At 67.4% G+C, this 22289-nt stretch carries 22 protein-coding genes and 1 tRNA gene; 15 read left to right on the forward strand and 8 right to left on the reverse strand.

Annotated features, from left to right (window positions below):
- Nucleotide 1: 1 nt before the first annotated feature.
- A complete protein-coding gene (locus ACFW3F_RS19005) occupies nt 2-754 on the reverse strand; it encodes a DUF72 domain-containing protein (protein ID WP_388060105.1) in 753 nt (250 codons plus the stop codon).
- A 134-nt stretch (nt 755-888) separates the two neighbouring features.
- Here ACFW3F_RS19005 and wrbA point away from each other — a divergent pair, with 134 nt between their 5' ends.
- The 4 genes from wrbA to ACFW3F_RS19025 all read left to right on the forward strand — a co-directional run bounded on the left by wrbA (nt 889) and on the right by ACFW3F_RS19025 (nt 3559).
- Complete coding sequence (gene wrbA, locus ACFW3F_RS19010; protein ID WP_388060107.1) at nt 889-1488, forward strand: NAD(P)H:quinone oxidoreductase; 600 nt, start codon at nt 889-891, stop codon at nt 1486-1488.
- 284 nt (nt 1489-1772) lie between these two features.
- On the forward strand, nt 1773-2267 hold the full coding sequence (locus ACFW3F_RS19015; RefSeq protein WP_388060109.1) for an FBP domain-containing protein: 495 nt from the start codon (nt 1773-1775) through the stop codon (nt 2265-2267).
- A 236-nt stretch (nt 2268-2503) separates the two neighbouring features.
- Entirely contained in the window at nt 2504-2932 is a 429-nt protein-coding gene (locus tag ACFW3F_RS19020; protein WP_388060111.1) for a nitroreductase family deazaflavin-dependent oxidoreductase, read from the forward strand.
- Nucleotides 2933-3010: 78 nt separating this feature from the next.
- Nucleotides 3011-3559, forward strand: coding sequence for a dihydrofolate reductase family protein (locus ACFW3F_RS19025; RefSeq protein WP_388060113.1), 549 nt, complete (start codon nt 3011-3013; stop codon nt 3557-3559).
- A 7-nt stretch (nt 3560-3566) separates the two neighbouring features.
- On the opposite strand, the gene ACFW3F_RS19030 is transcribed toward ACFW3F_RS19025, so the two are convergent.
- Both ACFW3F_RS19030 and ACFW3F_RS19035 read right to left on the reverse strand, forming a co-directional pair.
- Nucleotides 3567-4001, reverse strand: coding sequence for a DUF309 domain-containing protein (locus ACFW3F_RS19030; protein WP_388060115.1), 435 nt, complete (start codon nt 3999-4001; stop codon nt 3567-3569).
- Nucleotides 4002-4167: 166 nt separating this feature from the next.
- A tRNA-Leu gene (locus ACFW3F_RS19035) sits at nt 4168-4250 on the reverse strand.
- 276 nt (nt 4251-4526) lie between these two features.
- On the opposite strand from ACFW3F_RS19035, the gene ACFW3F_RS19040 reads away from it, so the two are divergent.
- The 7 genes from ACFW3F_RS19040 (at nt 4527) to pknB (ending at nt 14440) form a co-directional block, all read left to right on the forward strand.
- A complete protein-coding gene (locus tag ACFW3F_RS19040; RefSeq protein WP_388060117.1) occupies nt 4527-5891 on the forward strand; it encodes an FhaA domain-containing protein in 1365 nt (454 codons plus the stop codon).
- A 223-nt stretch (nt 5892-6114) separates the two neighbouring features.
- A complete protein-coding gene (locus ACFW3F_RS19045; RefSeq protein WP_388060119.1) occupies nt 6115-6579 on the forward strand; it encodes an FHA domain-containing protein in 465 nt (154 codons plus the stop codon).
- Nucleotides 6576-8093: a PP2C family protein-serine/threonine phosphatase gene (locus tag ACFW3F_RS19050; RefSeq protein WP_388060121.1), complete on the forward strand. Its 1518-nt coding sequence runs from the start codon at nt 6576-6578 to the stop codon at nt 8091-8093. Before ACFW3F_RS19045 ends, ACFW3F_RS19050 begins: the two co-directional genes overlap by 4 nt.
- Complete coding sequence (locus ACFW3F_RS19055; RefSeq protein WP_388060123.1) at nt 8090-9523, forward strand: FtsW/RodA/SpoVE family cell cycle protein; 1434 nt, start codon at nt 8090-8092, stop codon at nt 9521-9523. The genes ACFW3F_RS19050 and ACFW3F_RS19055 overlap by 4 nt, the downstream gene beginning before the upstream one ends.
- A complete protein-coding gene (locus ACFW3F_RS19060; RefSeq protein ID WP_388060125.1) occupies nt 9520-11019 on the forward strand; it encodes a peptidoglycan D,D-transpeptidase FtsI family protein in 1500 nt (499 codons plus the stop codon). The genes ACFW3F_RS19055 and ACFW3F_RS19060 overlap by 4 nt, the downstream gene beginning before the upstream one ends.
- On the forward strand, nt 11016-12386 hold the full coding sequence (locus tag ACFW3F_RS19065) for a protein kinase (protein WP_388060127.1): 1371 nt from the start codon (nt 11016-11018) through the stop codon (nt 12384-12386). Before ACFW3F_RS19060 ends, ACFW3F_RS19065 begins: the two co-directional genes overlap by 4 nt.
- A 107-nt stretch (nt 12387-12493) precedes the next feature.
- A complete protein-coding gene (gene pknB / locus ACFW3F_RS19070; protein ID WP_388060129.1) occupies nt 12494-14440 on the forward strand; it encodes a Stk1 family PASTA domain-containing Ser/Thr kinase in 1947 nt (648 codons plus the stop codon).
- Nucleotides 14441-14464: 24 nt separating this feature from the next.
- On the opposite strand, the gene ACFW3F_RS19075 is transcribed toward pknB, so the two are convergent.
- On the reverse strand, nt 14465-15124 hold the full coding sequence (locus ACFW3F_RS19075) for an aminodeoxychorismate/anthranilate synthase component II (protein ID WP_388060131.1): 660 nt from the start codon (nt 15122-15124) through the stop codon (nt 14465-14467).
- A 149-nt stretch (nt 15125-15273) separates the two neighbouring features.
- Between ACFW3F_RS19075 and crgA the strand changes: the two genes are divergently transcribed.
- On the forward strand, nt 15274-15564 hold the full coding sequence (crgA, locus tag ACFW3F_RS19080; RefSeq protein ID WP_004023313.1) for a cell division protein CrgA: 291 nt from the start codon (nt 15274-15276) through the stop codon (nt 15562-15564).
- Between the two features lie 115 nt (nt 15565-15679).
- On the forward strand, nt 15680-16180 hold the full coding sequence (locus tag ACFW3F_RS19085; RefSeq protein WP_388060133.1) for a PH domain-containing protein: 501 nt from the start codon (nt 15680-15682) through the stop codon (nt 16178-16180).
- A gap of 441 nt (nt 16181-16621) precedes the next feature.
- Here ACFW3F_RS19085 and ACFW3F_RS19090 read toward each other — a convergent pair whose 3' ends face one another.
- Both ACFW3F_RS19090 and ACFW3F_RS19095 read right to left on the reverse strand, forming a co-directional pair.
- A complete protein-coding gene (locus tag ACFW3F_RS19090; RefSeq protein ID WP_388060163.1) occupies nt 16622-17335 on the reverse strand; it encodes a rhomboid family intramembrane serine protease in 714 nt (237 codons plus the stop codon).
- 209 nt (nt 17336-17544) lie between these two features.
- Nucleotides 17545-18066 carry a peptidylprolyl isomerase gene (locus ACFW3F_RS19095; RefSeq protein WP_388060135.1) on the reverse strand — a complete coding sequence of 174 codons (522 nt, stop codon included), beginning with the start codon at nt 18064-18066 and terminating at the stop codon, nt 17545-17547.
- A 111-nt stretch (nt 18067-18177) separates the two neighbouring features.
- On the opposite strand from ACFW3F_RS19095, the gene ACFW3F_RS19100 reads away from it, so the two are divergent.
- On the forward strand, nt 18178-18357 hold the full coding sequence (locus ACFW3F_RS19100; protein ID WP_388060137.1) for a hypothetical protein: 180 nt from the start codon (nt 18178-18180) through the stop codon (nt 18355-18357).
- Between the two features lie 713 nt (nt 18358-19070).
- Nucleotides 19071-19505 carry a DUF4190 domain-containing protein gene (locus ACFW3F_RS19105; RefSeq protein WP_388060139.1) on the forward strand — a complete coding sequence of 145 codons (435 nt, stop codon included), beginning with the start codon at nt 19071-19073 and terminating at the stop codon, nt 19503-19505.
- Between the two features lie 189 nt (nt 19506-19694).
- On the opposite strand, the gene ACFW3F_RS19110 is transcribed toward ACFW3F_RS19105, so the two are convergent.
- Complete coding sequence (locus ACFW3F_RS19110; protein ID WP_388060141.1) at nt 19695-20897, reverse strand: acyl-CoA dehydrogenase family protein; 1203 nt, start codon at nt 20895-20897, stop codon at nt 19695-19697.
- Entirely contained in the window at nt 20894-22264 is a 1371-nt protein-coding gene (locus tag ACFW3F_RS19115) for an LLM class flavin-dependent oxidoreductase (protein ID WP_388060143.1), read from the reverse strand. The genes ACFW3F_RS19110 and ACFW3F_RS19115 overlap by 4 nt, the downstream gene beginning before the upstream one ends.
- Between the last annotated feature and the right edge of the window lie 25 nt (nt 22265-22289).

Below are 22289 nucleotides of genomic sequence, written 5' to 3' on the forward strand. Positions count from 1 at the left end.
GTCATTCTCCGACGGTCTTCACCGGTATGCCCATCCGCTGGGCGCGGCGAATCATGGTGACCGCGTTGTCGATCGCGGCGCATCCCGGGTCGTTGTTGAAGTAGACGTAGACGTCGCACGAGTCGTCGTACGCCTCGGTGAGACGGCGCAGCCAGCTGTCGATGGCGCGGGCCCCGTAGCTCATCGGTCGGCGCGACGTACCGTCATGAAGTCGCAGGTATCCGAAATCGGCTGTGCGCCAAAGTGGATTGAGGATGCGGTTCTTCCGGTCGGCCCAGCACAACGCTGCGTTGTGCTGCTCGAGGACCGACCTGATCTCGCCGGTCCACCATGACTCGTGCCGGGGTTCGACGGCGACCTGGACCGTCTTCGGGAACAACGTGAGTGTCTCGTCCAGGGCCTCCGGTGATGCGCGGAGATTGGGAGGTAACTGGAGGAGGACCGGTCCCAGCCGACCGTCGAGCCCCGCCGATCGATCGAGGAAGCGCTGGACGGGTTCGGCCGGCTCGTTCAGGCGTTTGACGTGCGTCAGATACCGGCTCATCTTCGCGGCCATCCGGAAGTCGGCGGGGACGGTCTCGGCCCAGTTCTCGAACGCCTTCTTCTCCGGTAGCCGGTAGAAGGTGTTGTTCACCTCGGCGGTCGGGAATCGATGGGCGTAGTACTCCAGCCACGATCGTTGCGGGAGTTTCTCCGGGTAGAACGCGCCACGCCAGTCCCGGTACTGCCAGCCCGAGGTGCCGATGAACAACATGGCCCCGACTATCCGGTCGGGCCCGGGCTACGAATCCCGTTCACGACGAGTGCTCGGCATACGCGTGGGTGTCGACTCACAGCCTCCGGGTACCCGTCGGTGGCACATGCCAATCACCGAAACGGGAGTGACATATGACGAACCTGGCGATCATCTACTACTCGGCCACCGGACACGGCACGACCATGGCGCAGGCGCTGTCGGATGCCGGCGAATCCGCGGGTGCCGAGGTTCGGGTCCGCCACATCGCCGAGACCCGGGGCCCCCAATCGTTCGCCGAGAATCCGGCCTGGTCGGCCAATTACGAGGCCACCAAGGACCTACCGGCCGCGACCGGTGACGACATCGTCTGGGCCGATGCTGTGATCTTCGGCAGCCCGACACGATTCGGCAGCACGGCGGCGCCGTTCCAGACCTTCATCGATTCGCTCGGCGGCCTGTGGGCCGACGGCAAGCTGGCCGACAAGGTCTACGCCGCCTACACCTCCAGCAACACCGCCCACGGCGGGCAGGAGACCACACTCGTCGGGCTCTACACATCGCTCATGCACTTCGGCGGCATCCTCGTCCCGCCGGGTTACACGGACGGGCTGAAATTCGCCGACGGCAACCCCTACGGCGTCTCCCATGTCACCGGTCCGGAGAACAAGAACCCGCTCGACGACGCGACGAAGGCCGCACTCGCACATTTGGCGCAACGGGTGGTCACGATCGCGGGGCGACTCGCCGCCTGACGTCGTCGCTCACGAACTCCGTTCCCGCTCACGCTATTCCGGTGAGCGGGAACGGATCTTGTGAGCGCGGGTGGGAATGCGGTTGACAGCGAGGGCGGCGGGGGCCACCATCGGTCCTCGTGTCTGTCAGTGTGTCGCCCTCCGGGCGTGAGGAGGTCGTCGGCGTCGTGCGCGCCGACGGTTGAGCATCCCGCCCCGATCGGCGCGCGTCCGTCCAGTCGAGGACCGCGCCGGTCGAATCGTGCTCTTGTCTCCCTCCTCCGAAACCTGAGGTGTACACACCCATGCATTCATTGACCGAAGCCCAGATCCGCTCGTCGTTCGTCAACGCCTCGCTGCGCGAACGCAAGAGCGTGACCCTCCCGCCCGACTTCGCCGACTTCGATTGGGAGCGGCTCGATTTCGCCGGCTGGCGGGATCCGAAACTCCCGATGGTCGGGTACGTGGTCATCCCGACCGACGATGATGTCATCGGGATCATGCTGCGACTCGGCGGCCGCCAGCCCCGCACCCGTCCATTGTGCTCGTTCTGCGAGGACGTCCACCTACCCAACGAGGTCGTCTTCTACAGCGCGAAGTTCGCCGGTGCCGCGGGACGCAAGGGCAACACCGTCGGGACGTTGATCTGCTCGAACTTCGAATGTTCGGCGAACGTTCGCGCCAAGCCGTCGGCCATCTTCTCCACCGATGACATCGAGGCCGTCCGACAACAGCGGATCCAGGCGTTGCGGACCCACCTCGCGGGCTTCGCCCAGCGCGTCGCGAGTGGCGACAGCTGACGCTCGCCGCTCTGCTCCCTGAGGTGTGAGCGGAGCGACCCCGTCTTGCTTCCTGAGGTGTAAGGAGCGCAAGCGACCCTTCTTGCTCCCTGAGGTGCGAGGAGCGCAAGCGACGAGCCTCGAAGGGCTTGGCGAGGTAGGTCACCATGCCCTTCGAGGCTCGCTCCGCTCGCACCTCAGGGAGCAGGGGTTTCGCTGAGCTTTCGGTCGACGGACAGAGCGGCAATAGTGGACCCATGACGTCGCTGTTCATCCGGGCACTTCAGACCCACCAGTGGCTGTACGAGCATTCGGGCGGTCTCGTCGGTCACCGACTCCTCATGGGCAATCCCACCCTGCTGCTGCGCACGATCGGCCGCCGCACCGGTGAGGCGAGGTGCAACGCGCTCACCTATGCGCGCGACGGTGGGGCCTACCTGGTGGTCGCGTCGAACGGTGGATCGCCGCGGCCTCCGGGCTGGCTCGCCAACCTCAAGGCCCATCCCAACGTCGAGGTCCAGGTGGGTCGTCGTCGGGTCCAGGTCATCGCGCGGGCGACGTATCCCGACGACCCGGACTACGCCCGACGCTTCGTCCTCGTCGACGAGGTGAACAAGGGCCGGTACGCCGGCTACCAGAAGAAGACGACGCGCCCGCTGGCCATCGTCGAGCTGACGCCGCGGTAGGGGCTCGCACCGCTCCGATGACAATCGCGCGGCTCTCCGGTCGGTACCTGTGAAGACACCGACGACCCGAGGAGAAGCATGCGAACGCTGGCGATCACTCAGAACATGACGCTCGACGGCTCGATCGAGATGCTGACCGACTGGTTCGACCCGACCGTCGAGGCGCCGGACCTCATGGCGGAATCACACCGGCAGGACGCCGAAGCCGACGCGCTGCTCGTCGGCCGGCAGACCTTCGAGGACTTCCGAAGCTTCTGGCCGCACCAGACCGACGACGCCACCGGCATCACCGACTACCTCAACACCGTCGACAAGTACGTGGTGTCGAGCACGATGACCGATCCGGGGTGGCAGAACTCAACGGTGCTGTCCGGCGACGTCGTCGACGCGGTGTCGGCGTTGAAGAACGCCGACGGCAAGGACATCGTCGTGACCGGCAGCATCAGCCTGTGCCACGCGCTGATCGGCGCCGGACTGATCGACGAGTATCGACTCTTCGTCTACCCGACCGTCCAGGGTTCGGGCCGCCGCCTGTTCCCGGACGGACTGGAGATCCCGACGCTGCAACTGGTGGACTCCAAGAGCTTCGAACTGGGTGTCTCGCTGCTTCGCTACCGGACGGTGTGATCCGGAGTCAGGTCGAATCGGATTCGATCTCGGCGAGGGCACGGTCGCGGATCGACTGCAGATCCATCCCGTATGTCCATCCGCCGGACTCCTCGTAGCCGACGAGACGCGCGGCAGCACGGTCGTACAGGCGCCGGGCACCGACGTGATTTCCCCGGCGATGATGGGTCAGACCGACGCAGAGCTGGGCGAGTCCCTGCCACAGCGGCCGTTCGTCCGGCGGACACGACTTCCACCGCGTCTCGTACACCTCGTGCGCGGAGAACGGGCGCCCCTCCGAGAGCAGTTGCTGCGCGAGGGCGATTGTCTCCTCGGGCGGGAGGGGCTCCTCGGACACGGGCTCGACGCCCTGCGCGCCGTACGGCAGCGGACGGCCCAGTTCATCACGCGGCCGGGCTTGGCGGGCGCGACCGTCGGGGTCGCGATCGCGATCGTCGGACACCGGCGCACCTCCCTGACAACCAGTCGCACGGGGCCCGGCCAGACAGCACGCGAGCTGCGAGACCGAAGCGCTACGAGTAGACAGCAGCACGGTACCCATCTCTCGGGTCCGGAAACGAAAAAGGTCAGGTCGCTGTGCGCAACCTGACCTCTTGAACCGCTCTCGGTGGGCGAAGGGGGACTTGAACCCCCACGTCCCGAAGGACACTGGCACCTGAAGCCAGCGCGTCTGCCATTCCGCCACTCGCCCGTGGCCACCGATGTTCCGGTGGGCGTGTCGTCGAACTGGTGCGTCCGGCGACTGGACGACGATAGCAGCACGCCGCCACCGAAACAAAACTCGATCTCGTACGTTGCATTTGTGCAGTACGTCGGGTTACGTCAGATGCCGAATACACACCAATGAGGCGGGTGTTGCAGACGGTGCACCAGTTGCCTTGGTGGCACAGTTGACCGTTGATGTCGCTATCATCAAACAAGGCCAGATGCACGGCGACACGCTCTATTGCCGCGAAAGGAGGTCTCGGTGGGGATCCTGCAACGACTAGAACGCAAGCTCGAAGGTGCAGTCGACGACGGTTTTGCACGCGTCTTCGGTGGTCAGGTGGCCCCGCAGGAGATCGAGAACGGGCTGCAGCGCGAGGCCGAGGAGTCGCTCGAGAACCTCGGTGACGGTACCGTCCTTGCGGCCAACAGCTACACGCTGCTGTTCAGCCCGACCGATCATCAGCACATCGCTGCGGAATACGAGCTGAACCGCAAGACTTTCTCGAAGCATTTGGAAAATTTCATCAAGGACAACGGGTGGCAGACCTACGGCAAGGTCGTCGTAGAGTTCGAGCAATTGCCTTCTTTGCACACGGGGATCTTCCGCGCACGCGGCACGGTCAACCCGGACGCGCGGCCCCGCCCGGTGGCGGCGCGTTCGGAGCAGCCGCACGGTGCACCGCTCCCCGGCCCGCCGGCCGGTCGCCCGGCCCCCGTTCCCCCACTTCCCAACGCCCCCGACCAAGGAGCCCCCAAGATGACTCAGAACCCCGGATACGACCAGCGCAGGGGCGCCGATCCCGCGTACGACCAGTACGGCCAGGGGTCGGGACAGCAGGGAGACCAGGGCTACGGCCAACAGGGCTACGACCAGTACGGTCAGCAGCCCGGTTATGACCAGCAGGCGTACGACCAACAGGGGTACGGCCAGCAAGGTTACGACGAGCAGGGTTATGACCAGCAGGGGTACAGCCAGCAGCCCGGGTACGGCCAGCAGGGCTACAGCCAGCAGCCCGGGTACGAGCAGCAGGGCTACAACCAGCAGCCCGGGTACGGACAGCAGGGGTACGACCAGCAGGGTTACGAGCAACAGGGCTACGGCCAGCAGCCCGGCTACGACCAGGGCTACGGACAGCCCGGGTACGAGCAGCAGGGCTACAGCCAGCAGCCCGGGTACGGGCAGCAGGGGTACGACCAGCAGGCATACGGCCAGCAGCCCGGTTACGACCAGGGCTACGGACAGCAACAGGCGTACGGCCAGCAGCCCGCCGGGTACGACTACCAGGGCGGCTACGACCAGGGCTACGGCGCGGGCCGGCCGGCGGCCGGGTACGCCCCGTCGTCGATCACCCTCCTCCTCGAGGACGGCAGCAACCGCACCTTCCAGCTGCACGAGGGATCCAATGTGATCGGCCGCGGACAGGACGCCCAGTTCCGCCTGCCTGATACCGGCGTCTCGCGTCGCCACGTGGAGATCCGCTGGGACGGGGCCACCGCGATGCTCACCGATCTCAACTCGACCAACGGCACCACCGTCAATGACCTGCAGGTGAACACCTGGGAACTCGCCGACGGCGACCGCATCCGCGTCGGACACTCCGACATCACCGTTCGGTTCCAGTAGATCCGCATACGCCGCGCAACACGCCCACCGAACGCGGGCGGCGGTCGATACTGGCCCGAGACCGTTCCGGCCGGTTGATACTGAACTGTCATATCCGAATGACCGGGTTCGACAGATCTGCCCATAAGATGCAGTCGGGTCCGCTCGTTTCGATCGGCGGTCCGACGATCGCTGCCGCGGGTAGGACCCGACCGAGACGGAACGCGCTGGAGGTGAACACGACATGCAGGGCTTGGTGCTGCAACTGACCCGCATCGGGTTCCTGTTGTTGCTCTGGTTGTTCGTCTTCGCCGTGATTCGCACCTTGCGCGCCGACATCGCGACGGCCGGCGGCCTGCGCATTCCGCGGTACTCGGGCGGTTCGGAGAAGCGACGCCGCAGTGGCGGCGTCCGCGGCGCGGCCCGCTACCTCGTCGTCACCCACGGCGCGCTGGCCAATACGCGGATCAGCCTCGGTCAGCAGCCGGTCCTCCTCGGGCGGGCCGACGACTCGACGCTCGTGCTGACCGACGACTACGCCTCTGAACGGCATGCCCGCCTCTCCCGGCGCGGCGACGACTGGTACGTCGAAGACCTCGGCTCCACCAACGGCACCTACCTCGATCGGTCCAAGGTGACGACCGCGGTCAAGGTCCCGCTCAACACCCCGATCCGTATCGGCAAGACCGTGATCGAGTTGCGCCCGTGACACTTGTGTTGCGCTACATCGCGCGCAGCGACCGCGGTCTCGTCCGGTCCAACAACGAGGACTCGTTCTACGCGGGTCCTCGCCTGCTCGCCCTCGCCGACGGGATGGGCGGTCACGCGGCCGGCGAAGTCGCCAGTCAGCTCGTCATCCGCGCGATCAGCTCGCTCGACGACGACGAACCGGGCGGCGACCTCCTCACCCTGCTCGACAAAGCCACCCGCGCGGGCAACGAGGCCATCGCCGCGCAGGTGCAGGAGTCACCCGAACTCGACGGCATGGGCACCACGCTGACCGCGATCCTCTTCGCCGGCAGCCGAATCGGCTTGTGTCACATCGGCGATTCCCGCGGGTACATGTATCGCGACGGTGCGCTGACCCAGATCACCCGCGACGACACCTTCGTCCAGACCCTCGTCGAAGAAGGTCGCATCACCGCCGAACAGGCGCACACCCACCCGCAGCGTTCGCTGATCATGCGCGCGCTGACCGGCACCGAGGTCGAACCGACCCTGACCATGCGCGAGGCGCGCGCCGGTGACCGCTACATGCTCTGCAGCGACGGCCTGTCCGACGTCGTGACCGAGGAGACGCTCGCCGAGACCCTGGGGTCGATCGCCGATCCCAAGGAGTGCGCCGACCGCCTGATCGAGCTCGCACTGCGCGGCGGCGGACCCGACAACGTGACCGTCGTCCTCGCCGACGTCGTCGACACCGAGTACGGCGACTCGCGCCCGATCGTCGGTGGCGCCGCGGGCGGCAACGAAGAGACCTACACGCCCGACCCGGCGACCGCCGCGGGACGTGCCGCGGCACTGCGTCCGCCGCCTGCCGAACCGCAGCGCCCGACGGTGCTGACCGAGGCCGAGCCCGCGGCCAAGCAGAAGAGCAAGTGGCGACGCTGGATCGTTGCCGGAGTCGCGCTGGCCGTGATCGCCGCGCTCGTCGTCGGGATCTTCGTCGTCCGGGCCATCGTGCGCAGCAACTACTACGTGGCCGCCGACGACAGCGGCGACGTGCTCATCTACCAGGGCTCGCCGGAGAAGGTGTTCTTCCTGTCGATGAGCAACCCGGTCCAACGCGTCTGTGTCGAGGACCTCGACCAGGAGAAGCCCACCTACACGTTCATCTCCTCCGACGGCACCTGCGAGCTGCCGCTCAACGTGGAGGATCTCGTCTCCGGACCGGCCCAGTCGGTCAAGAACGTGATGATCCGGAACAAGAGCGAAGAGGAGATCGAAGGGGTGGTGACCCGGGAACTCACCTTCGAGTGCGCGAACGCTCCGTCGTCGACTCCCCCGCCGCCGCCCGCCTCCTCCACTCCCGCCCCGCCGCCCGCGTCGACCCCGGGCGCCGCCCCGTCGTCCGCGCCACGTGCCACCGGCGCCCCGTCGCCCGGCATCCCGCAGCAGGGCGCGACCGAGTCGGTCGATCCGGCGCCCGGTACCGCGGCCCCGCCGGCCACTACCGCACCTGGTGAGGACGTCGGCACCAGCTGCCGACAGCAGGTGAGATGACACAAGCCGCGCCCGCCACGCACGCCCCGCCACGCCAACCCGCCACAAGCACCGGCCGCAACACCGAACTGCTGCTCCTGGTGTTCGGCATCGGTCTGGTGACGGTGGCGCTCCTCGTCGTGCAGGCCGCCCAGGGCCAGAACCTGACCTGGGACATCCTGAAATACGTCGCCGCGTACACCGCGCTGTTCGGCGTCGCACACCTGGTGGTCCGGCGCTACGCGCCACACGCCGACCCGATCATGTTGCCGGTGGTGGCGGTGCTCAATGGTCTGGGCCTGGTGCTGATCCATCGCCTCGACCTCGGGTCGGGCAACACCGGTGAGTCGATCGACGCCACCGAGGCCACCAACAACGCCGACCAGCAGCTGCTGTGGGCGGTGCTGGGCATCCTGGCGTTCTCGGCAGTGCTGATCTTCATCCGCGACCACCGCACGTTGTCGCGCTACGCCTACACGCTCGGCCTGGGCGGACTGGTGTTCCTGATCATCCCGGCGATTCTGCCCAGTGCGTTCTCGGAGATCAACGGCTCGAAGAACTGGATCATCACGCCGTTCTTCTCGATCCAGCCCAGCGAGTTCTCCAAGATCCTGATCATCATCTTCGCCGCGGCGGTGCTGGTGTCCAAGCGCGACCTGTTCATCACCGCCGGACCGCACGTGCTCGGCGTCGACCTCCCGCGAGCCCGTGACCTCGGTCCGCTGTTGGCCGCCTGGGCCATCGCCATCGCGGTGATGGTGGTCCAGAAGGACCTCGGTACGTCGCTGCTGATCTTCGCGACCATCCTGACGATGCTCTACGTGGCCACCTCACGCGTCGAGTGGCTGGTGCTCGGCATCGGGTTGTTCGCGATCGGCGCGGTGTTCGCGTGGTCGGTCTTCTCGCATCTGCAGACGCGAGTCTCGGTCTGGCTGAACCCCTTCGAGGACTTCGACGGCTCGGGCTACCAGATCGGGCAGAGCCTGTTCGGCCTGGCCACGGGCGGACTGTTCGGCACCGGCCTCGGTTCGGGCCGACCCAACATCGTCCCGTTCGCCAACACCGACTTCATCATCTCGACCATCGGCGAGGAGCTCGGCCTGGCCGGCCTCACCGCGATCCTGCTGCTGTACATGATCTTCATCCACCGCGGGCTGCGGACCGGCATCGCCGTCCGCGACAGCTTCGGCAAACTCCTCGCGACCGGCCTCGCGTTCACCATCGCGATGCAGATCTTCGTCGTCGTCGGCGGCGTCACCAAACTCATCCCGCTGACCGGTCTCACGACGCCGTTCCTGTCCTACGGTGGATCGTCGTTGCTGGCCAATTACATCCTGGTCGCGCTGCTGATCCGGATCTCCAACGCCGCGCGCGAACCCGACCCCGGAAAGAAGCGTCCCGCGGCCAAACCCGTCGAGGCACTGCCGACTCAGGTGGTGAAGCGTCGATGAACAAGCCGATCCGCAATGTGTCGATGGCGGTGATCGTGATGATCATCGCGCTGCTCGCCAACGCCACCTACGTGCAGGTGTTCAAGGCCGACGCGCTCAAGACCGACACCCGCAACAACCGGGTGCTGCTCGACGAGTACTCCCGCCAGCGCGGGCTGATCACCACAGCCGACGGCACCGTGATCGCGCTGTCGGTGCCGATCGAGAGCCGCCTGAAGTTCCTCCGCCAGTACCCCAGGGAGGGCGCCGAGGCCTTCGCCCCGGTCACCGGTTACTACTCGTTCCAGTACCTCGCGAGTCAGATCGAGCACTACGAGAACGGCATCCTCAACGGATCCGACGACCGGCTCTTCGGCCAGCGGTTCATGGACATGTTCTCCGGTCGCGACCCGCGTGGCGGCAATGTCGTGACAACGATCAACCCGAAGGTGCAGCAGGCCGCCTACCGGGCGATGCTCAACGGGCCGTGCGACGGTCCGTGCCGCGGCGCCGTCGTCGCCCTGCAGCCGAACACCGGCAAGATCCTCGCGATGGTCTCGACCCCGAGCTACGACCCCAACCGGCTCGCGAGCCACGACCAGGAGGTCCGCGAGGGCAGTTGGGAGGCGTGGAACCGTCCCGGCGACACCGCGCAGCCGATGCTGAACCGTGCGATCAGTCAGCTCTACCCGCCCGGTTCGACCTTCAAGGTCGTCACCTCGGCCGCGGCCCTGCGCGACAACATCACCCCGGGCATCCGTCTCACCGCCGCGCCGACCTTCCCGTTGCCGGGCACCGACGTCTCGCTGCCCAACTACGGCGGGGAGACCTGCCCCGGATCGTCGGGTGGAACCGTGTCGCTGGAAACGGCGTTCAAGTACTCGTGCAACACCGCCTTCGCCGAACTCGTGACCGAGAAGATGTCCGACGCGATCCCGAAGTTCACCGAGACCGCGAGCCTCTTCGGTCTCGACCAGCCGGGTCCGGACATCCCGATGCCCGTCGTCGACTCGACGGTGGGTCCGATCCCGTCCCTCGACGTTCTCGCGCAGGCCTCGATCGGTCAGCGTGACGTCCGGCTCACCCCGCTCCAGAACGCGATGATCGCCGCGACCGTGGCGAACGGAGGTGTGCGCATGCAGCCGTACCTGGTGGACAAGCTGCAGGCCGCGGACCTGCGGACCCTGCAGACCACGCCGCCGACCACCGCCAACAAGCCGATCACGCCCGAGCAGGCAGCCGAACTGACGTCGATGATGATCGAGTCGGAGCGGTCGACGGCAGGCGCCGGCGGTCCGGTGTCGATCGCGTCGAAGACCGGTACGGCGGAGAGCGGATCGAGTACGGACACCCCGTTCTCGTGGTACATCGCCTTCGGGCCGTCGTCGAACGCACAGATCGCGGTCGCCGTCGTGGTGGAGAATGGACAATTCGGCGCGGACTCGGTCGGCGGGACCGTCGCGGCGCCGATCGGACGAGAAGTGATCAACTCACTGGTGGGAGGTGGCAGTCGATGACCCTGCAGAACGGCACCACCATCGGCGATCGGTATCGGCTCATCCGCCTGATCGCCACGGGCGGTATGGGACAGGTGTGGGAGGCGCTCGACACGCGCCTCAATCGTCGGGTCGCGGTGAAGGTCCTCAAGGCCGAGTACACCAGCGACCCGGAGTTCATCGCCCGGTTCCGGGCCGAGGCGCAGACCACCGCCAAGCTGAACAACCCCGGAATCGCGAACGTCTTCGACTACGGCGAGACCCCGGATTACAACGGCGGCGACCCGCTGGCCTATCTGGTGATGGAACTCGTCGACGGGGAGCCGCTGAACTCGGTGATCTCCCGGCTCGGCCGGTTGTCGCTGACCAACACCCTCGACATGTTGGAGCAGACCGGCCGCGCGCTGCAGGCCGCGCACAACCAGGGTCTCGTGCACCGCGACGTCAAGCCCGGCAACATCCTGATCACCCCTGTCGGCCAGGTGAAGATCACCGACTTCGGTATCGCCAAGGCCGTCGACTCGGCCCCGGTCACAAAGACCGGGATGGTCATGGGGACGGCGCAGTACATCTCCCCGGAGCAGGCCACCGGCGACGAGGCGACCGCGGCATCGGACGTCTACTCGCTCGGCGTCGTCGGCTACGAGGCCCTCACCGGCCGGCGGCCGTTCCTCGGCGACGGCGCGATCACCGTGGCGATGAAGCACATCCGGGAGTCGCCACCACCACTGCCGTCGAACCTGCCGTCGGGCGTCCGCGAGCTCATCGAGATCACGATGGCCAAGGATCCGCGCCAGCGTTACGCCAACGGCGGCGAGTTCGCCGATGCGGTGGCCGCCGTCCGCGCGGGGCGCCGCCCACCTCGTCCGGGCGCGATCGCCGGTGCCGCGGCAGGAGCCGCCGGAGCCGCTGCGCTCGGCGCCGCGGTGGCACGGGGCGCCACCCCACCGACCGGCGCAGCCTCTCGACCGGTGACACCCCGACCGACGTCGCGCACCCCGGTGGCACCACCGCCGCCGGACAACAGCTGGACGACCGGTCAGAAGGTGCTGGCCGGCATCGCCGCGGCCTTGCTCGTCGGCGCCATCGGACTCATCGGGTTCTACCTGGTGAACAGTGGAAACGGTGGGGCGGCGACACCGCCGCCGTCGTCATCGACGGTCACCGAGACCACCACCACCGTGGAACCGACCGAGGAACCCGACGAGCCGACCACGACCCGACGTACGACACGCACCACGACGAGCGAGGAGTCCACGACCAGCGACGAGTCGACCTCGGAGACGACCACTCCGCGTCAGACCGACACCTCCGAACCGCCGCCGGACCCCGGTGCCGCCACCGGCACCCCGTGTTTCCCCGGCGTTCCCTTCTCGCCGCTGTGCTGATGGACCCGTGCTGATGAATTGCGTGCTGACAGACCACTTGTCCGTGAATCGATAGCTTTCCGACCAATAGTTTCCGACAGATCCAGAGGGGCGAACCACCGAGGCCGATGTCGACACCACACCACCTCTCCGACCGCTACGAACTCGGCGAAACGCTGGGTTTCGGTGGCATGTCCGAGGTGCACTACGCGCGCGACCTGTTGCTGCACCGCGACGTCGCGGTCAAGGTGCTGCGTGCCGACCTCGCTCGTGACCCGTCGTTCTACCTCCGGTTCCGTCGTGAGGCGCAGAACGCCGCGAAGCTGAACCATCCCACGATCGTCCAGGTCTTCGACACCGGCGAGGCCGAGACGGAGGACGGCCCGCTGCCGTTCATCGTGATGGAGTACGTCGACGGCGACACGCTGCGAGATGTGTTGCGCGCCAACGGCCCCATCTCACCGCGGCAGGCGATGACATGGATGGCCGACGTCGCGGCCGCGATGGACTTCTCCCATCGCAACGGGATCGTCCACCGCGACATGAAGCCGGCGAACGTGATGATCGACAAGTCGGGTGCGGTCAAGGTCATGGACTTCGGCATCGCGCGCGCGATGAGTGATGCGACGTCGACGATGACCCAGACGTCCGCGGTGATGGGTACCGCGCAGTACCTGTCACCCGAACAGGCCCGCGGCATCAAGGTCGACCCGCGCAGCGACATCTACTCGATGGGTTGCGTGCTCTTCGAGCTCCTCACCGGCGAGCCGCCGTTCACCGGTGACTCTCCGGTCGCGGTCGCACACCAGCACGTGCACGAGGATCCCCCGTGGCCCTCGCACGTGCGCCCCGAGATCCCCCGCGAACTCGACTCCGTCGTCCTCAAGGCGATGAGCAAGAACAAGGACAACCGCTATCAGTCGGCCGCCGACCTGCGCGCAGACCTGATCCGGGTGCTCGCCGGCGGCAAGCCGTCGGCTCCGATGCTGCTGTCGGACGAGGAACGCACCGAGTTCATCGACACCGGACCCCGCCGTCCGACACGACCGGACACGACCGGTCCGCGTCGGGCGATTCCCGCCCGCACGACGAACGGCAACGGCGGCAACCATCGGCGCGACGACGACGAAGAGCCCACACCACGACGCCGGTCCCGGGTACTCATGGCCGGAGCCATCGCCATCGTCGTCCTGATGGTCGGCACCCTGTTCCTGTGGTCGCCGTGGAGTTCGGGGTCCGCCCCCGAGGTATCGGTCCCGGCCGTCTCGGGTCTCAGCTCCGACGACGCGCAGGCCTCGCTGGAGCGAGCCGGCTTCGACGTCCGCGTGCTCGAGGAACCGAGCCTCGACGTCGCGGCGGGTCTCGCCACCCGGTCGACTCCGGGCGAGGGAGTGATGGCGGCCGAGGGTTCCGAGATCGCGTTGTACGTGTCGACTGGTCCGCAGCGGCTGCGGCTGCCGTCCGATCTCGTCGGCAAATCACCGGCCGAGGCCCTGGACCAGCTCAAGGTGCTGGGGTTCACCAACGTGCGAACCGACCGGGTCGACTCGTCGGCCGAGATGAAGGACAAGGTGGTCTCGACCGCCCCTGCGGTCGGCACCGAGGTCCCGGTCAACGGTGCGGTCGTCGTCAACGTGGGCAACGGTCCGCGTGAGGTCACCGTGCGCGATGTCGTCGGCATGTCCGAGGACCGGGCGCGGTCGGTGCTCGAGGAGCTCGGCATGATGGTCGTCGTCGTCGCCGCCGATTCCGACCGTCCGTCCGGAGAGGTCATCAGCACCTCGCCGGGGCCCGGCTCCACCGCCGAACAGGGCAGCACCGTGCAGATCAGTGTCTCGCGCGGCAATCTCTTCACCGTCCCGAACCTGCGAGGCAAGACTCCCGCCGAGGCACAGGCCGATCTCGCCCGGGCCGGCTGGGAACGGTCGACCCTGACGCGCCAGACCCGCAACGTGCCGCTCGGCAGTCCCGACGACGGCCGGGTCGTCGGACAGGAACCGAATCCCGGGTCGCAGGCCCGCAAGAGCGGCTCGATCACGATCATCGTCGGTCAGGCGAGCCTGCTGCCCAACTGAGCCTCGGTGACCGCCCCGGCGGTGTCAGCCGATGGCGGTCGCCATCTCCGCTTCGAGCGCAGCCACCCGGGTCTCGTCGATCTCGATCCCGCAGGTCTTGAGCCAGTTGGCGAGCATCCGGTGGCCGCCCTGGGTCAGGACGCTCTCCGGGTGGAACTGCACACCGTGGATGGGCAGCTCGCGGTGGGCCATCGCCATCACGATGCCCGACTCGGTACGTCCGGTGACGACGAGTTCGTCAGGGATGGTCTCGGGCAGCACAGTCAGCGAGTGGTAGCGGGTGGCCGTGAACGGATCGGGAAGCCCCTCGAGGACGCCGGCATCGTCGTGGAAGACCAATGAGGTCTTGCCGTGTAGGAGTTCGGGTGCCCGGTCGACGGTGCCACCGAAGGCTGCGCCGATCGCCTGATGGCCCAGGCACACTCCCAGCAGCGGCAGCTCCTCGGCAGCGGCGACGCTGACCATCGGCATCGTCGCGCCGGCGCGCTGGGGGGTGCCGGGTCCGGGACTGAGGAGCACGCCGTCGAATCCTGCGACGGCCTCACGCAGCTGGTCGGGATCGGCCGGGGAGAGTTGCGGGTCGTCGTTGCGCCACACGACGGCCTCGACACCGAGCTGGCCCAGGTACTGGACCAGGTTGTAGACGAAGCTGTCGTAGTTGTCGACTACCAGGATGCGACTCACGCAAAAAGGCTACCGCCGAAGCGGGTGGTCGGCGTCGGCGACCTGGTGAGATACCGTAGATCTCGAGTGTTTGCCAGTGGCGGGGACGAGTGTTGTCGCCTCCCGCTCGCGTACGACCGCTCCGGCGGTGCCGCACAACAGAGGAAGTCATGCCGAAGTCAAAAGTCCGGAAGAAGACCGATTACACGATCAACCCGGCCAGCCGGACGCCGGTCAAGGTCAAGGCCGGCCCTTCGAGCACCATCTACGTAAGCGTCATGCTCGGCCTGATGGTGCTCGGCCTCGCCTGGCTCGTCGTCTACTACCTGGCCGCCACTCCCACCGCGTACGGCGGCGAGGGCCAGGTTCTGCACTGGATGGCCGAACTGAACTCCTGGAACTTCCTGATCGGCTTCTCTCTGATGGTCGCGGGCCTGTTGATGACGATGCGTTGGCGGTAATCGCCGACGGTCGTTCGCGTGTCGAAGGCGCTGAACTGCCGAAACACACGCGTGTAAGTTATCCACACTGTGGAAATCACATGTGTGTAAGTCATCCCCACTGTGAGTAACCGCTGTGGATAACTCTGACGACTCCTACACACAGGCCTGGGCGACCCCCGTTGGCGCCGGCCTCGCGGGGTGCCTCGGTGGCGTCGTGCTCATCGGGGCGGCAGTTGTCGTCGCCGGCGATCCCGCCGGATCGGTCCTGATGGGCGTCGCCGGAATTCTCCTCGTCGCTCTCGGCGCGTACACCCTGCTGGTGCGTCCTCGCTTGGCCATCTCGGCCGGGCCGGAGCCGTCTCTGGTCATCCGAAGCCTGCGCGGAGCACAGGCGTATCCCCGGGAACGCATCGAGCGGATTCGCGTGCTGTCGATCCGCCGTGTCGGTCGCCGCGTCGGTCAACTGGAGATCGACGTCCTCAACGACGACGCGGCCACTTCGACGGATGACCGCGCCTCCGGACCGCGCGACGACACGCGGCTCGTCGTGCTCAGCCGCTGGGACCTCGGCACCGACCTGCCCACGGTCATCGACGCGTTGCGCGACGCGGGGTTCGTCGTCGACGAGGGGTGAGCGTCGGCTCCCCCCCTTCCGGCGAGCTGCACAACTACTCATCCCTGATCCGAAGGAACCACAAAACCCCTGCTCCCGAGCCCGCGAGGGCTGCTGGGTCACTGCTCTCTGAGATGCGAGGGAACGACAGCGGCCACCGTCCTGCTCCCTAATCCGAAAGAACCGCATAACCCCTGGTCCCTTATCCGAAAGAACCGCATAACCCCTGGTCCCTAATCCGAGAGAACCGCATAACCCCTGCTCCCTGAGGTGCGAGGAGCGCAAGCGACGAGCCTCGAAGGGCTCGGCGAGACACGTTGCTACACCCTTCGTGGCTCGCGTCGCTCACACCTCAGGGAGCGGGAAAAGACGCGTCGCTCACACCTCAGGGAGCGGGAAAAGACGCGTCGCTCACACCTCAGGGAGCAGCAGAAGGCCCGCGTCGCTTGCCGGAGCAGCGCCTCAGCGGATGTAGATGAGCCCGTCATAGGCGACGCCTGCGCCGATACCCAGACCCAGGGCGAGGACGAACAACGCGGCGAGCGCGATCCAGCCGACGCGGCTCGCGGCCTGAGGGTTTCGACGCCCCGCGGGCAGAACCGCGTCGGGGAGGTACACGATGGCCGCGGTCGCAGCGGCTCCGAAGGCGAGGCCGCCCAGGTGCCCCAACACCGAGATTCCGGGGAGCGAGAACGACAGCACCACGTTGAACCCGATGATGAGCAGCACCGGGACCGGGGACACCCGGGCTTTGAGGATGATCACGAGCATCGCGCCCATGAGTCCATAGATTGCGCCGGAGGCGCCGGCGGTCAGGGCGCGGTCGTTCTCGAAGAGCATGACCGCAGCGCTGCCGCCGAGGAGAGCGATTCCGTACACGGCCAGGTATCGGCCGATGCCGAGAGCGAGTTCGAGGTCGCGACCGAGGATGTAGAGCGAGAGCATGTTGACGGCCACGTGCATGACGCTGAAGTGCAGGAAGCCCGCGGTGAGGAGTCGCCAGTACTCACCGGATGCGACGTCGCTCTTCAGGAGGTCGCCGGCACTGAAGATCGACGCCCCGCCGGGGTCGCCGACTCCGGCCTGGAGCGCACACAGCGCGAAGATCAGCAGGTTGAGGGCGATGAGGGCGTAGGTGGCGTACGGCTGCGTGGCAGCGGTACGAGTGGGCGCCATCGCGCCGACGCCGCGGCGTGGGCCGCCGAGGGACGGCGACCGCTGCACTCCGTCGTTGCGAAGACAGTCCAGGCAGTGCTGGCCGACCGACGCCGGCCGCAGGCACTCGGGACATGCCGGACGCCCGCACCGGCTGCACGAGAGGCCGGTGGGACGGTCGGGATGCCGGTAACACACCGCCCGCTGTGGGGCGGTGTGCTCCGGAGAAGTCAGTTGGCCTCGATCTTCTCGATGACGACCTCGTCGAGCGGGCGGTCGCTGCGATCGACCGAGGTGGTGGCGATCGCGTCGACGACCTGCTGCGATGCCGGGTCGGTGACCTCACCGAAGATGGTGTGGCGACGGTTTAGGTGCGGGGTCGGGCCGACGGTGATGAAGAACTGCGAGCCGTTGGTGCCCGGTCCGGCGTTGGCCATCGCGAGCAGGTACGGACGGTCGAACTGCAGTTCCGGGTGGAATTCGTCACCAAACTGGTAGCCGGGGCCGCCCATGCCGGTTCCGGTGGGGTCGCCGCCCTGGATCATGAATCCGGAGATGACCCGGTGGAAGACGGAGCCGTCGAAGAACGGGCCGGAGTTGCCGCCGGAGGCGTTGGGCTTGCTGTATTCCTTGCTGCCGTCGGCCAGCCCGACGAAGTTCTCGACCGTCTTCGGTGCGTGGTTCGGAAACAGGTCGACCTTGATGTCACCGCGATTGGTGTGGATGACTGCGGAGGTTTTCTGTGTAGTCACTCCTCCATCCAACCACTTGTGGCGGGTTGGATGGTCGGTAGATGGCTCCGAGGTGCACAGATGCCCCGGGCGAGGTGGCAGCACCGGACACCGACTGGCAGTCTTGAGGCCATGTCCAAGAATTACCTCTTCGCCGCTCTGGGTGTGGTCGCCGCGTCCGTCACCGCTGCCATCGCCGTCGGCTCCCTGCGTCGTGCACGACGGGTGGTGGCCCCGGTGTCCCCGACCGTCCCGCGGATCGAAGAGGTTCGCGAGGCCCTCGCCGAGAGCACCGAGACGCAGGCTTCGTGACCCGCCGCCTCCGCCTCGGCACCGGGCCCCGGGCCGCACACGGGTAATTTGGATTCGTGACCTCAGACGACGAGCGCTCCCCGAACCCGCCGCCGGGGTCCGGCCGCGCTGACGACCGGACCCGGGAGTCCTGGTCGACGCCCGAGAGCTCCGCGCCGACGAGTACTCCGGCGCCCTGGGAACGGACTCCCGGAGGGCCGGTCAGCGCGCCGACACCGCCGCGAGGGGCGAGTGCTCCCGACCGTCCCGACGCCGGCCCCACTGCACCGCGCGGCGGACTGCGACCACCGCCGAGCGGCCGACCCCAGACCAGACCCGGCCCGCCACCGGGCCCACGACCGGCCCCGCCACGCAGCGACACGCTCGGGCCGACGGCAAGTCCTTCCGGGCCACGCCCGCCCGCGCCGGGACCCCAGCGAGCGGGCAGCGGGTTCACCCCGTCGACGACGCAGCGACCGGGTGGCAATCCGGTCCCCGGTGGACCGGGGCCGCGACCGCCCATGCCTCCGGGTCGCCCCGGGCGCCGACCCCCACCCGGTCAGCGTCCTGGTCCGGGTGGCCCGCCGCTGGGCAAGAGCGTTCCGCCACAAGGCAATCGACCCCCTGAGGCGTCGCGCCCTCCGTTCCCGGGGCCTCGTCCCGGCGCAGCGCCGGGAGAACGGCCCGATGTTCCCGGTTCGGACTCGGACCGGGACGACCGCTCGACGCAGGTGGTGGGCGCGGGTGGACTGCTCGTCGGACAGTCCGGTGATCCGGCCTCCGACACCCGTGTGGTGGACAGTCCCGGCGCGGGGAGCACCCCCCGTGCGACCGACCTCTCGGACACCGACGCCGCGGGACCCGTCTCCCCCGCCACCCAGGCCTATTCAGCAGTCGAACCCACCAGAAGTTCGGAGGACAGCGTGGCTCCCCAGTCCGGTGCCGGTCCGCGTGTCAATCGGATGGCGTTGTGGGCGTTGGCGTTGTCCATCCTCGGCATCACCTTCATCGTGGGACTCGTCCTCGGATACCGCGCACGCACGCAGATCCGGCAACGCCGTGAAGTGGGTCTCCCGTTCGCCACGGCCGCGATCTGGGTCGGCTGGGCGTACCTGGGCGTCTTCGTCTTCGGGTTGCTCGTCTACGGATGGATTCTGTTCATCGCCTGACGCGGGCTGCGAACGAAGCAACCCCGCTGCTCCCTGAGGTGCGAGCGAGCAACCCCGCTGCCCCCTAATCCGAAAGAACCGCATAACCCCTGCTCCCTGAGGTGCGAGGAGCGCAAGCGACGAGCCACGAAGGGCTCGTGACCTACCTCGCCGGCGCACACAGGATGCAGGGTTTGCGGTTCTCTGCGATCAGAAGTACCCGTTTGCCGGCAACGGGGTGTCGTTCACCCGTAGATCTCCGATGGCAACGGCCTTGTACGACGTCGGGTTGTGCAGGGTGATGGTCCGGATGTTGCGCCAGTGCCGATCCAGGTTGCGGCTGCGACTGGCCGACGACGCACCGCCGACGTCGAAGACCGCCGCCGCCGCCGGGAGTGCGATGCGATCGACGTGCACCTTGACCCGCGCCGCGGCGAGCGACGCCTGAGCGAACTGTTCGACGTCGATGACCCCGCGTCGTGCCAGTGCGTTCGCGGTCTCGACCTGTCGTGCCGCGCTCAGGACGGCGTCACGTGCCACGTGGGCGGCGGCATCGATCTCGCCGATCCGTTCCAGCAGTAAAGGATCCTGACTCGGCTCCGGCGAGGGCGCGTGCTCGAAGGTCCGCGACCGCGAATTCAGCAGTGCCACGGCATCATCGGACGCCGACAGCAGGATCCCAGCGATCAGTGCCTGAAGGAACAGCTGCAGGAACGGGCCGTCGTTGGCGGCAGGTGGCGTGGAGTCGTCGAGTTCGACGAACTCCAGGACGTCGTCCGAGGTCACTCGGACGTCGTCGAACAGCGTGGAACCGGTGCCCGTCCGGTGCTGCCCGATCCCGTCCCAGTCGTCGACGACACGCACACCATCGCGGTCGACCGGGACCACCACTTTCACCAGGCGTGATCGCAATGCGTCCGGGGCGATCGCGAGCACCGTGACGTAATCCGCGAAAGCCGTTCCGGTGCTGTAGAACTTCTCTCCCCGGAGGCGCCAGCCGGCACCGTCGGCGACGAGTTGTGTCGCGTACTGGCGTGACCCGGCGGCGACACCGCGTTCGCTCGACGCGTTGCCGACGATGGCCCCCGCGGCGATTCGCTCGCTCCAACGGCGACGAACCGGACCAACCGGTAGGCGTTCGATCTGCTCGACGAACCAGTAGTGGGCGCGCAAGATGTGCGCGGCGATCGGGTCGGCGCGGGCGAGGTCGATGATGAATTCGAAGAGCTCGACGCTTCCGGCTCCGGCGCCCCCCGATTGGGTGTCGAGGGACAGCGCGGTCAACCTCGATCGTCTGAGCAGTGCCACTGCCTCCCGCGGGTCCCGGCCCTGCCTCTCTCGTTCTGCCGAGCCGGCGGCGATCTCGGCGAGGATCCCGTCTCGGTCCGGCACGACCCGCGCAGGTGCGGTCATGCGGGGACCCCGGCGAAGGCGCCACGGTAGCGTGCCGCGGGGTGCGACTCCGGAAGACGTTCCCGGCCGGTGAGTTTGGCGCGCGAGGTTCCCGCGGAATAGTCCCGCTTGGCCAGGCCGCGCTCACGCAGAACAGGCAGCACGTGCTCGGCGAACTCGACGTAGCTACCGGGGATGGTCGCATTGATGACGTTGATCCCGCCGACCCCGGCGTCACGCCACTGGTCGAGACGGTCGGCGATCTGCTCCGGTGTTCCGACGACCCTCCCGGTCCGGCTGCGCAACTGGGCGAGATCGCGAACCGTGGGCTCACGGTCCGGCACGGCCTCACGCAACCACAGCAGGAAGCTCTGCGAGCCCTCGGTGTGGATCGCTCCGATGGGGGTGTCGAGGTCATAGTGTCCGAGGTCGACGCCGATGCCACCCGCCGAGTGGGCGATGATCGTGCTCGGATCGATGAGTTCGTCGAGTTCACGGGACTTGCGCGCCGCTTCCTCCTCGGTGCTCCCGATCACGAACGACAGGCCCTGGAAGAACTGCAGATCGAGCGGGTCCCGGCCGGCTTCGGCCGCGAGGCGCCGGGTGTCGGCGATCAGCGTGCGCGCGGCGTCGGGCGACGGCGAGAGGATGAACTGGGCCTCGGCATTGCGGGCGGCGAATCGTCGTCCGGCGGGCGAGGATCCGGCCTGGAAGAGCACCGGGGTTCGCTGGGGTGACGGCGACACGAGATGTGGGCCCTCGACGCGGTAGTGCTCGCCGATGTGATTGATCTTGTGAACGCGGTCGTAGTCCCCGTGGAGACCGCCCGCCTTGTCCTGGATGAGCGCGCCCTCGTCCCACGACCCCTCCCACAACTTGTAGGCGACGTCGACATACTCGTCGGCCCAGGCATACCGGTCGTCGTGTTTGGTGATCCCGTCGTATCCGAAGTTGCGCCAGGCGTTGTCGGACAGACTCGTGACGATGTTCCACGCGATCCGGCCCTTGCTCAGATGATCGAGGGTGGAGATCTTGCGGGCGAAGTCGAACGGGTGCTCCTGCAGAATCGAGCTCGTGATCGCAATGCCCAGATGTTCTGTGTGCGATGCGATCGCGGACGCCAGAACGAGCGGGTCATTACTGGGGATCTGCAACCCGGAGTCGACGAACTTCTTCCAGTCCCCCTGGTAGTCATCGTAGAGTCCGACCACGTCCGCGAAGAAGATGAAATCGAACCTCGACTCCTCCAACAGTTTTGCCAGTCCGATCCAATGGTCCAGATCGTTGAAGTGGTGCTGCCGCGCCTCCGGTGCCCGCCACGCTCCGTGCAGGATGTGCGACGTCGTGTTCATCACGAAGGCGGCGAAGTTCAAGGGGGGCGCGGACATGGGTGCTCCTGATCACGAGGCGTCG

The sequence above is a fragment of the Gordonia sp. NPDC058843 genome, assembly GCF_042743165.1.
Taxonomy (GTDB): domain Bacteria; phylum Actinomycetota; class Actinomycetes; order Mycobacteriales; family Mycobacteriaceae; genus Gordonia.